This window comes from Pseudomonas sp. IT-P2 (genome assembly GCF_949767575.1).
Taxonomy (GTDB): domain Bacteria; phylum Pseudomonadota; class Gammaproteobacteria; order Pseudomonadales; family Pseudomonadaceae; genus Aquipseudomonas; species Aquipseudomonas pharyngis.
In genome coordinates, this window is sequence record NZ_CATKQA010000011.1 from 153,154 (window position 1) to 165,210 (window position 12,057).

8 protein-coding genes are annotated in these 12,057 nt (G+C 59.2%); all 8 read left to right on the top strand.

Annotation, left to right across the window (positions count from 1 at the left end):
• Positions 1–91 precede the first annotated feature (91 nt).
• The 8 genes from ACM6JM_RS07490 (at position 92) to ACM6JM_RS07525 (ending at position 12,053) form a co-directional block, all read left to right on the top strand.
• Positions 92–2,998 carry a type VI secretion system tip protein VgrG gene (locus tag ACM6JM_RS07490; RefSeq protein ID WP_414881582.1) on the top strand — a complete coding sequence of 969 codons (2,907 nt, stop codon included), beginning with the start codon at positions 92–94 and terminating at the stop codon, positions 2,996–2,998.
• Positions 2,995–7,716 (top strand): RHS repeat-associated core domain-containing protein, encoded by a 4,722-nt coding sequence (locus ACM6JM_RS07495; protein WP_085667206.1) that lies wholly within the window; start codon positions 2,995–2,997, stop codon positions 7,714–7,716. Before ACM6JM_RS07490 ends, ACM6JM_RS07495 begins: the two co-directional genes overlap by 4 nt.
• A gap of 8 nt (positions 7,717–7,724) precedes the next feature.
• Positions 7,725–8,165 carry a hypothetical protein gene (locus ACM6JM_RS07500; protein ID WP_074690776.1) on the top strand — a complete coding sequence of 147 codons (441 nt, stop codon included), beginning with the start codon at positions 7,725–7,727 and terminating at the stop codon, positions 8,163–8,165.
• Between the two features lie 86 nt (positions 8,166–8,251).
• The gene (locus ACM6JM_RS07505) at positions 8,252–8,515 is read left to right on the top strand and encodes a PAAR domain-containing protein (RefSeq protein WP_039771176.1); all 264 of its coding nucleotides are present in this window, start codon (positions 8,252–8,254) and stop codon (positions 8,513–8,515) included.
• A 183-nt stretch (positions 8,516–8,698) separates the two neighbouring features.
• A complete protein-coding gene (locus ACM6JM_RS07510; RefSeq protein ID WP_414881583.1) occupies positions 8,699–9,751 on the top strand; it encodes an isopenicillin N synthase family dioxygenase in 1,053 nt (350 codons plus the stop codon).
• 27 nt (positions 9,752–9,778) lie between these two features.
• Positions 9,779–10,588 (top strand): MetQ/NlpA family ABC transporter substrate-binding protein, encoded by an 810-nt coding sequence (locus ACM6JM_RS07515; RefSeq protein ID WP_074690779.1) that lies wholly within the window; start codon positions 9,779–9,781, stop codon positions 10,586–10,588.
• Positions 10,585–11,385, top strand: a complete 801-nt coding sequence (locus ACM6JM_RS07520) for a methionine ABC transporter ATP-binding protein (RefSeq protein ID WP_074690780.1) — start codon at positions 10,585–10,587, stop codon at positions 11,383–11,385. The genes ACM6JM_RS07515 and ACM6JM_RS07520 overlap by 4 nt, the downstream gene beginning before the upstream one ends.
• A complete protein-coding gene (locus ACM6JM_RS07525) occupies positions 11,382–12,053 on the top strand; it encodes a methionine ABC transporter permease (protein WP_414881584.1) in 672 nt (223 codons plus the stop codon). The genes ACM6JM_RS07520 and ACM6JM_RS07525 overlap by 4 nt, the downstream gene beginning before the upstream one ends.
• Positions 12,054–12,057: the final 4 nt, after the last annotated feature.

The window sequence follows — 12,057 nt, forward strand, 5'->3', positions numbered from 1 at the left end:
CTGGCCGGAACCTCTGAGTTCTTAAAGGATTACTGCCGCCAGATGCTTATCCATCTGGCGTGGGTTGCAGCACAGCACGAGGGACAAGGGAATGTTCTCACCGGCCAACCAGCCTCACTTCAATCTGACTATCGATGGCGCGGACAGCGACTTTCAGGTGCTGTCGTTCACCGGTCGGGAAGCCCTCAACACTCCCTTCGAATTCGAGCTGGAACTGGTCAGCGAAAAGGCCTCGATCAACCTCGAAAACCTGCTGCACAAACTGGCGTTTCTTCAGCTGTCGCCGAGCGGCACCGGTATTCACGGGCTGATCTACAGCATCGCCCAGGGCGAGGCGGGCAAGCGCCTGACCCGCTACAAGATCTCCCTGCGACCGCAGCTTTCGTACCTGGCGCACCGCTTCAACCAGCGCATCTTTCAGCAGATGACCGTGCAGCAGATCATCAGTCAGGTGCTGGAAGAGCACGGCATTCTGGCCAGCGATTACCACTTCCAGTTGAGTGCGGTGTATCCCGAGCGCGTCTACTGCACGCAGTACGACGAATCGGACCTGCATTTCGTCCAGCGCCTGTGCGAAGAAGAGGGGATTCACTACCACTTCCAGCACACGTCCAGCGGCCACAAACTGACCTTCGGCGATGACCAGACGGTGTTCCCGAAACTGGCGCCGGTGGCCTATCAGCAGGACTCCGGGCTGGTGGCGGACCAACCGGTGGTCAAGCGTTTCGGCCTGCGCCTGGCCACCCGCACCAGCCGTACCACGCGCCGCGATTACGACTTCGTCAAACCGAAGATCGAGCTGGAAAGCGACGCCAAGAGCAGCGCCCAGCCGGACCTGGAAGACTACGATTACCCGGGCCGTTTCGTGGATCGCGAGCGTGGCAAGCACCTGGCCAACCGCAACCTCGAACGCCATCGCAGCGACTATCGCCTGGCCGAGGGCAACAGCGATCAGCCGATCCTGGTCACCGGGCATTTTCTGGCGCTGACCGACCACGCCAACCCGACGTGGAACGATCTGTGGCTGCTCACCGAAATCTTCCACGAAGGCAAGCAGCCGCAAGTGCTGGAAGAGTCGGTGACCAGCGACACCACCGACAACAAAGACGATTTCCATCAGGGCTATCGCAACCGCTTCAGCGCGATCCCGTGGGACGTGCCGTACCGTCCGCCGCTGGACCACCCGAAACCCAAAGTCCTCGGTTCGCAAAGCGCCGTGGTCACCGGTCCCGAAGGCGAAGAAATTTTCTGCGACCAGTACGGCCGGGTGAAGGTGCAGTTCTTCTGGGACCGCGAAGGCCAGCACGACGACAAGACCACCTGCTGGATGCGCGTGGCCTCCAGTTGGGCGGCGGAAACCTTTGGCTCGATCAACATTCCGCGGGTCGGCATGGAAGTGCTGATCACCTTCCTCGAAGGCGATCCCGATCAGCCGCTGATCACCGGTTGCCTGTACCACGGCGCCAATCTGCCGCCGTACAAGCTGCCGGACTTCAAGACCCTGGCCACGGTCAAGAGCAAGGAATACAAGGGCAGCCGCGCCAACGAACTGCGCATCGACGACACCACCAGCGAGATCAGCATCGCGCTGCGCAGCGATCACGGCGCGAGCGCGATCAACCTTGGTTACCTGACCCACCCGCGCCCAAGCGGCGGTCAGCCTCGGGGTGAAGGTTTTGAGTTAAGAACCGACCGCCACGGCGCCGTGCGTGCCGGAGCCGGTCTGCTGATCACCACCGAACCGCGTCCGAACGAATCGAAACACCACAAGGACCTGCCGGAAACCGCCGAGCGCCTGGCCACCGCCAGCGACCAACAGGACGGTTTCGCCACACAAGCCAAAGAGCTTCAGGCCCAGGAAGCGGGCGATCAGGACGACGTGGCCAAGGCCTTGCACGCGCAGCATCAAGGCGTACTCGGCAGTGGCCCGGCGAACCTCACCGCCAACGAATTTCCCGAGTTCACCGAGCCGCATCTGGTACTCGCCAGTCCCGCCGGCATCGCCCTGACCACCCCGCGCTCCAGCCACATAGCCACCGGCGAACACCTGGCGCTGAGCAGTACCGGGCACACCAGTTTTTCCATCGGCAAACGCCTGCTGGCCAGCGCCAGCCGTGGCATGCGTCTGTTCGTGCAAAGCATGGGTTGGCGTCTGGTCGCAGCGTCCGGCGACATCGACGTCAAGGCGCTGAAGGACAGCATCAACCTGCTGGCCAAACTCAACATCACCGCCAACGCCGACCGCATCACCATCACCGCCAAGACCGAACTGGTGATCCAGGGTGGCGGCAGCGCCACGACCTACAACGCCGGCGGCATCACCCACGCCACCAGCGGCCCGTACACCGCCCACGCGGCGAACTTCGCCTACACCGGGGCGAAATCCCTGGCCGGTGTGTTCCCGGAACCACCGAAACCGGGCAAGGGCAATCTGGAGCTGTTCAACCAGTACGCCGGGCGTCAGGGCATCAAGGACGGCGACTACGAAGTCATCGATGCGCTGGGCAAAAGCATCAAGGGCAAGCTCGACGCGAAGGGGTTCGCCAGCGTTGCCGGCGCCGCACCAGGCCCGGCGCGGGTGCTGTTCGGCCAGGATCCGGCGGACACCTGGAGCGAAGGCAGTTACATCGGCAAACCGGAATGGCCGTTGAATCCGCCGGGGGCCGAAGACATTCCGAGCCAGGTGCAGGCCATGGTGGCGCAGGTGCTGCCAAGCAAGAACTGGGACATGTTGGAGAAGGGCAAGGACATGGCGAAAACAGGGATGGGCGCCGTGCAGACCGCGCAACGTGCGATGCAAACGGCGCAGCAGGTGAAAGGCGTGATGCAGGGCGGAGGGGCCGGGCTGCCGAAACTGGCGAGTGCGGCAATGCCGAGTGCGTCGGGGATTCTCGGGGCGGCGAGCAAGGCGGGCAAGTTGCCGAGTCTGCCAACGCCGACACTTCCAAAACCTTCTTTGAAAACTCCGGAATTGCTGGCGGGTGAGGTGCTGTCATGACAACTGGGGGCGGTGGTGCGAAACAGCGTGAGCCGCAAGTCGCGGTGGTGCCACTCAACACGATCGATATTCAGGATGTTGGACGCGGCGCTGCCAAATTCGATGCCTGGTTGCAGTCTATCAGCGGCGGTGTCGTCACACTCGATCGGGTCAAGAACGTCGCGGGTGCTCTTCCTGTCGTGGGCAACATCATGGCGTTGGTTGATGCCCTTGGAGACATCGTCACCCTGGCCAAAAGCAAACAGCGTCAGGTGCTGGATTGGGTCAGCCTGGGTATCAACCTGATTGGTGTATTGCCTGCGCCACCGACCATGGCTTCTGCGCGCATGACACTACGCCCGACCCTGGGGTTGGTGCGTCAGGAGCTGCGTAACAGCGCCAAGATGCTGCTGGGGGACTCTCTGATTGAAGTGTTGATCGGGCATCTGAACGCGACCATCGTCGGCACCATCGATGACTTCGTCAAACAGGCACAACCCAAACTGGCGGGCATTCTCGACGACGCTGGAAAACTGGGTCAAAGCGTGGTGAACGAGATCGCCAAGGGCCTGGAAAAGGTGGTCAACGGCAAGCTCGATGCGAAGGGAGACCTCAATGCGGCCGGTTCGAAAATCACGGCGGCGCGCGGTCAGTTGTTGCATGACCCCAAGGCGGCTATCAGCAACATTTTCGGTGCCGCTTTCAGTGCCTACAAAGCTGCAGGCAAAGGCGTTGCCAACAGTGCCGCCAAGAACTTGCTGCCGGAGAAAGCCAAGGCTCTGGTACTGAGCAACACATCGATGCTTCGCACGCTGGGGGTGGAGCTGCAATCCCAGATGAAAAAGCTTGGTGACCCAGGCGTTCAGCATTCCATCGGCTGGCTGTTGCAGATGTTGGCGGGCTCTGTAGTAACTTGGCGCAAACGTCGCTCTCATGGTCAGGCCGCCAGTGTCAAACCGGGGGCCACGAGCAAGGCAGAACAACGCGCCGGCAAAGGCCAACTGGAGTTGCAGCAAAGCCAGGCTCGAGCCCGTTCTGATGCCAGTGATTGCAAGAATCGCGTCCCGACAGGCACGAAAAGAAACATCAGCTTTGCACGCGGCACGGAAACCATCACCCACACGGATTTCCGTTTGCCGGGCCCGTTTCCCGTGGTCTGGAACCGTACTTATTACTCGAATCTGGAGGCCTACGACAAAGGCAGCCTGGGTGCTCGCTGGATCAACGAGTTCACCACTCGTTTCGATTATGTGGATGACGGGTTGGTCTTTCATGCGGCCGATGGCCGAAGTCATGAGTTTGCGTTGCCCAAAGTCGGCGAAGCCCATCATGACCCGATTGAAAACCTGACTCTGATTCGCTCAGGTGAAAATCAATTGCTGCTGTGCCGCGGCGTCGAGCGAAAGGAGACCTACGTGCGTCGTGGGGCACGCTTTCTGCTCGCCGGCATCGAGCTGCGCAGCGGTGCCGGAATCATGCTGCACTATGAGCACATGCATGGTGATGAGCCGGTGCTCTCTGACCTGCTCACCTATCAGGGGGACGTTACAAAGGTTCATCTACAACTCGGAACACTGATCGATGACCACGGACGTCTGACAGGTTTGTGGGAGATCGCCGATGGCATTCCTCAGCGCCAACTGTGTGCCTATCACTATGATGCGTTGGGCGATCTGGTTCAGGCACGGGATGAAAACGGTTATGCCTGGAATTATGAATTCCGCAGCCATCTGATCACGCGATACACCGACCGGACCGGGCGGGGCATGAATTTGCAATGGCAGGGGGACGGCTCCGATGCCAAAGCGATTCGTGAATGGGCGGATGATGGAAGCTTCGATACTCGACTTGAGTGGGACGAAAACATTCGTCTGACCTACGTCACTGACGCTCACGGCAATGAGACCTGGCACTACTACGACATTCTTGGCTACACGTACCGTATCCGTCATCCGGATGAGCGTTCGGAATGGTTGTTCCGCGATGAGGCCAAAAATGTCGTGCGACATGTCCACACCGATGGAAGCGTTGATCGGTTCAGCTACGACGAGCGTGGCAATCTTCTCGAACACATCCGTGCCGATAACACCGTAGTGCATTACGCATACGATGATCTGGACCAACTGATCAAGGTTAGTGATGCAGAGGGCGGACAGTGGACCAGAGCTTATGACGACAGCGGCAATCTTGTGGAAGCTGTCGATCCTCTGGGTAACAAGACGGAGTACACCTACACATCTGCCGGCTATCCGGAGACCGTCAAGGATGCTAACGGAGCAGAGAAGAAATTCGAATACAACGATGCCGGTCAGTTGACCGGGTACACCGATTGTTCCGGCAAAACCAGTACCTGGGAGTACAACGGCCTGGGTCAGTTGATTTGCTTTACCGATGCGGCAGGGCAAAGCACCGAGTATGAGTATGTGGCAGGTCAACTGGTGTTGATCAGGCATCCGGACAAGTCTGAGGAGCGTTTCAGTCGCGATGCCGAAGGGCGACTGTTGGCCCATGTCGACGGCCTGAACCGCTGCACCACCTGGAACTACAGCGCCGCCGGCCTTATCGCCGAGCGAGTGGATGCGGCTGAGCAAACGTTGCGCTATCGCTGGGACCGTCTCGGTCGTTTGACCGCTTTGGAGAACGAAAATGAGCGTAGCGCCCATTTTCACTACGATCCGATGGGGCGGTTATTGGAGGAAACAGGTTTCGACGGCCATATTACGCGCTACCAGTACGACACTGAATCAGGTCGTTTGAGCAGCAAGCTTGATGGCGAGCGGCGAGTGGCTTTCCAATTCGACCTGATGGGCCGTCTGATAGAGCGCCGTGCGAGTCTGGGCGAACAGGTACAAAGTGAAACATTTGCCTACGATGGCAACGGCAATATGACACTGGCTGAAAATGATCACAGTCGCTTGCAGTGGTTCCACGATCCAGCGGGCAACCTGCTGCGTGAACATCAGCATTATCTGAGTCTGGAGCAGCCTCGGATCGCAGTCTGGCAACATGAATACGATGCCCTGAATCAGCGAGTAGCGACTGTGCGTCCGGATGGCCAAAGAGTCAGTTGGATGACCTACGGCAGCGGGCACTTGCTGGGATTGAAAGTGGATGACCACGAGTTGCTGGCCTGGGAGCGTGATGATCTGCATCGCGAAATCGCCCGTCATCAGGGCAACCATTTATTGCAGACGCAGAAGTGGGACCCGGCTGGGCAGTTGCAGGAGCAATTGTTGGGTCGCAGCGATGACAAGCGCACGTTGCTCAAGCGTGAATATCAATATGATCCTGCGGGCCAACTGATCCTTCTCAACGACACGCGACGCGGGCCGCTGACGTATCAGTACGATCCGGTGGGGCGCCTGATCAAGGCGGCGAGTCGACAGGGTGTGGAAACTTTCGCCTTTGATCCTGCCGGTAACTTGCTTGATGAGCCGGTTGAACAGATGCGCCGACCTCTGGATCAGGATCCGATGCGTAGCAAGCGGGTGGACAACCTGCTTCGCGAGTACTCGGGTACCCACTATGAATACGATGATCGAGGCAATCTGATACAGCGCTGGCACAACGGCAGTATCGCCAGAATGCGCTGGGATTTGTTCGACCGTTTGGTTCACTTTGATGATGCCCGACTGGAAGTCGAGTATGCCTACGATGTATTGGGACGCCGCCTTTACAAGAACTCGACTGCGCATTTCAAGCGGCGGCCTGAAGCCGGATCACAGTGGAACGACAATGAGTTTGTCCGCAAGCAGCGAGAGTCGGGTTGTGGTTTCACATTGTATGGCTGGGACGGCGATACGCTGGCCTGGGAGAGCAGTCCGGCTCTGCTGGATGGTGATCCCGGACGCACGGTGCATTACATCTATGAGCCGGGTACTTACATTCCGGTTGCGCAAGCTTTGCGACACCAGCCAATCATTCTGATGGGGCAGCCTGACTTCAGCGGCGAGTATCAATTGGAGGACGACCCGCTGTGGAATCACGTACCTGTGGCACTGCCAATCGACGTGTTGAGTTGGTATCAATGCGACCGAATGGGGACGCCTCTGGAGTTGACCGACCAGAATGGCGAAATAGCCTGGAGCGCTCAGTACAAGGCATGGGGGAGCGTGTCTGAGCAGCGTTCGCCATTGGCGCAGCAACAGGGTATTGGCAACCCGATTCGCTTCCAGGGGCAATATCACGATCATGAAACGGGGCTGCATTACAATCGTTATCGTTATTACGATCCGTTGATTGGACGCTTCATCAGCAAAGATCCCATCGGTTATGACGGTGGGTTGAACCTCTTTGTATATGCGCCGAGTCCACTGGGCTGGATTGACCCGCTAGGCTTGGCAAGATGTCCGTGTGCCGATCTGAAGAAAGGCAACCCTGAAGGAACCGGGCCATTCAGAGGTGGATCTTACGGAGGCACCACGGCCTCGGGGATCGAGTCGCATCACATGCCGGCAGACAGCACCAGTCCGATTAAGAGAAGCCAGGGGCCAGCAATACAAATGGAGCCCTATGACCATAGCCAAACAATGAGTCACGGCCACCAGGGTAATCCCGGAAAAGCCTATCGAGCTCAGGTTCAGTCAAAAATCGAAGTGGGAGACATGAGAGGTGCAATGGCGATGGAGATCAGAGATGTGCGCCGTGTAGCCACTCAGGTCGGACAACCCAGAAAGTACAATGAAGCAATGCAAGAAATGCTGGCGTATGCCAAGTGCCGTAAATTTCTGGATAAGTGAGAGAAACCATGAATGATCAAGCGTTCAAAGTGTGGCGAGATAAACTGGTTTCATTGGATCGCTACGAGAACCCGGAAGATGCTCGTGAGTTCTCGGCGCTCGTGAGCAGTGTCCGCGACGAACTCGATGCAAAAACCATTGATGTACTACTGTCGACCTTTTGCGATGAAGACGACTACGGTGTGCAAGAGCGCGTGGTGGGTGTTCTTGATCATGCTGAAGCGGGCGTTTTTGCTGAAAGGCTTGCGGTGAACTTCTCAACGTTGCAAAGACAGGCAAGTGGCAAGGAATGGCCTCTTATTCTGATCGGTCGTGTCGTGAACTCGGACAACGCAGAGAAGATCAAGGCGATTGTCGCGGCTGCGAAGAAGTCCCCGGATCTTGACGCCTTTATTCGAAGTGATGAGTTCCTGGATGAGTATCCCGAGATCGAAAGCTACTTCCCCTGATACGACTCAAGGCCCGCCGTTTTCACGTTTGATGGATTCCACGGCCCCATTTGGCATGCCAGAAGTCAGGTCAAAGGAGTGACAACATGAAAGACGCAATCCGCCTCGGCGACTCCACCACCCACGGTGGCAAGGTCCTCGAAGCCTTCTCCCGGACTGACCTTAACGGCAAGCCGATTGCCGGGCTCGGTCACAAGGTCAGTTGCCCATTGTGCAAGGGGATTTTCCCGATTGCCGAGGGCAGCAGCACCTACACCGTCGATGGGGTGCCCATTGCGCTCGACGGCATGAAAACTGCGTGTGGCGCGGCGCTTATTGCCAGCGGCCCGAAGGGCGCGGTGGTCAGCTGAGTCCTGTAGTCAGACAGACCTAAGCTAATGCAAAAAAGATATTTGTTCGGTGTTTTTAATATCGTTTAGTTTTGTTTCATAGACGAATCAAAAGCATCAAACCGATAGACCTCCCGATTGCCATGACGGCACACGCTGAATCGATCACGGACTCTTCAGGTTTGATTCACACGGGAGTGAATCATGCCGCACACCTCAGACATCACCGCATTACCCATCCTCGACCTGTCCCTGCTCGACGGCACGCCGTCGCAACGCCAGGCCTTTCTTGATGACTTGCGCCATGCCGCCCGCGATGTGGGTTTTTTCTACCTGACCGGCCATGGCATCGACGCCAGCCTGCTCGAGCAAGTGCAGGACTACGCGCGCCAGTTCTTCGCCTTGCCTGACAGCGAGAAAACCGCCGTCGGCATGATCAATTCGCCGCACTTTCGCGGCTACAACCGCGCCGCTTCCGAGATCACCCGTGGCCAGCCCGATCAGCGTGAGCAATTCGATCTGGGCGCCGAGCGTGAGGTCTTGCCGTTGAACGCCGACAGTCCGTTGTGGGCGCGGCTGCAAGGGCCGAATCAATGGCCCGAAGCGTTGCCGCAACTCAAGCCGCTGTTGCTCGACTGGCAGCAGGCGATGACCCAAATGTCGCTGCGCCTGCTGCGTGCATTCGCCCAGTCACTGTCGTTGCCGGAAGACGCCTTCGACCGGTTGTACGGCGACAAACCCAACGAACACATCAAGCTGATGCGCTATCCGGGGCAAGCCTCGACGGCGAGCAATCAGGGCGTCGGTGCGCACAAGGATTCGGGTTTTCTCAGCTTTCTGCTGCAAGACCAGCAGGCCGGGCTGCAAGTGGAGATTGAAGAGGGGCGCTGGATCGATGCGCTGCCTCGGGACAACACCTTGGTGGTGAACATCGGCGAGCTGCTGGAGCTGGCCACCAACGGTTACCTGCGTGCCACGGTGCATCGGGTGGTGTCGCCGCCGGTGGGCAGCGAGCGCTTGTCCATCGCGTTTTTCCTCGGTGCGCAACTGGATGCGGTGGTGCCGCTGTATCCGTTGCCGACGGCGCTGTTGCGTGAGGCGCGCGGCCCGGCGAGTGATCCGCTCAATCCGCTGTTCCGCGATGTCGGCTGGAATTATCTGAAGGGTCGACTGCGCTCCCATCCCGATGTCGCGCAGCGCTTCTACGCCGATGCGTCGAATACCCAGACACCGCTTCGCAGGACCGCCAACGCCTGATCCATCACTCGCTTAAGGACTCTTCCCATGTTGAAAAAAGCAGGCTTGACCCTGGCCGTCCTCGGCGCGCTGGTGACTTCGTTCAGCGCTCGAGCGCTGGAGCCATTGCGGGTTGCCGCCGACCCGGTGCCCCACGCGCAGATTCTGGCGTACATCCAGAAACTCGATCCGCAGCTCAACCTCAAGGTGATCGAAATCCCGCAGGGCGTGAACTCCAACGAGTTGCTGGTGCACGGCGATGTGGACGCCAACTACTTCCAGCATCTGCCGTACCTGCAATCCCAGGAAAAGGCTCTCGGCGAAAAACTCGCGGTGGCCGCCACGGTGCACATCGAACCGCTGGGCATCTATTCCCATCGCCACAAAACCTTCGCCCAGGTGCCGGACAAAGGTACGGTCGCCGTGCCCAACAATGTCACCAACCTGAGCCGCGCGCTGTATCTGTTGCAGGACAATGGCCTGATCAAACTCAAGCCCGGTTTCAATGACCCGGCGGCCGATCAGGCGACACCGAAGGACATCGCCGAAAATCCGAAACAGCTGAAGATCCTCGAAATCGAATCGCCGCAACTGCCCCGCGCACTGGACGACGTCGACCTGGCGGTGATCAACGGCAACTACGCGCTGGAAGCCGGGCTGGTGCCGGCCAGGGATGCTCTGGGGCTGGAGAAGGCCGAGCACAACCCGTACGCCAATATTCTGGTGACCACGCCGAAACTGGAAAACGATCCGCGCATTCAGCAACTGGCCAAGGACCTGACCTCGCCGCAAGTCGCCAAGTACATCGCCGAGAACTTCAAGGGCTCGGTGATCCCGGTGGCGGATGCCAAGCCATGATCGTCGTCGAGCAGTTGAGCAAGACCTATCCGTCAGCGTCGAGCCCGGCGCTGGATCAGGTGTCGCTGAGCATTCCCGATGGCGCGATCTACGGGATTCTCGGGCGCAGCGGCGCGGGTAAATCAACGTTGCTGCGTTGCCTCAATCTGCTCGAACGCCCGGATGCCGGGCGGATTCTGCTGGACGGCGAAGACCTCACGGCGCTGTCCGACCGTGAGTTGCGCCGCCAGCGTCAGCGCATCGGCATGATCTTTCAGGGCTTCAACCTGCTGCATTCGCGCAACGTGTTCGACAACGTCGCGGTGCCGCTGGAAATCGCCAAGGTTGCCAAGCCACAGCGTTATGAACGGGTTCGGGAACTGCTGGATCTGGTGGGCCTGGGCGACAAGGCTGAAGCCTTTCCGTCGCAACTGTCCGGCGGGCAGAAGCAGCGGGTCGGGATCGCCCGGGCCTTGGCGGCGCGGCCGGCGTATCTGCTGTCGGACGAAGCCACCAGCGCCCTCGACCCGGAAACCACCGCGTCGATTCTGGAGCTGTTGCGCGACATCAACCGCCAGCTCGGTTTGACCATCGTCCTGATCACCCACGAGCTGGATGTGGTCAAGTCGATCTGCGATCACGCCGCGTCCATGGCCAACGGGAAACTGGTGGAGGCGGGGCCAGTCGCTCGATTGCTGGCCGATCCGCAGTCCGCCCTCGGCGCCTCACTGCGGCCCAGTTGCGGCTTGCCGCTGGGGCATGACGCGCCCGGTTTGAGCTTTCTGCGGCAATACGGCGTACGGGCGGCCCACTCATGAACCGCGTGATCGACTGGAATGAAATCCTGCAACTGGTGCTCAACGCTACCGGCGAAACCCTGTACATGGTGCTGCTCGCCGGGATGTTCACCTTGCTGATCGGCTTGCCGCTGGGGGTGTTGCTGTTCATCAGTCGCCGTCAGGGTCTTTATCCGTTGCCAAGGCTCAATCAGGCCTTGGGCGCGGTGATCAACCTCGGTCGTTCGCTGCCGTTCGTGGTGATGCTGATTGCCCTGATCCCGCTGACCCGGCTGGTGGTCGGCACTACGTTGGGCAGCACTGCCGCCGTGGTGCCGATCACCATCGGTGCCTTTCCGTTTTTCGCGCGGATCGTCGAGAACGCTTTGGACGAAGTCGAAAAGGGCCGGATCGAAGCGATCCTCGCCATGGGCGGTGACATCCGCCACGTGATTTTCAAAGTGCTGTTGCCCGAAGCGCTGCCGGCCTTGCTGGCGGGCATCACCCTGACGCTGGTGATGCTGATCGGTTTTTCTTCCATGGCCGGGGTGATTGGGGGCGGTGGACTTGGCGATCTGGCGATCCGCTACGGCTATCAACGATTCAACAATGAAGTGATGGTCGCCACCGTCGTGGTGTTGGTCATCCTCGTCCAGGGTGTGCAAAGCCTGGGCGATCGACTGGTGCGTTCACTGGCTCATCGACGTTAAGGAA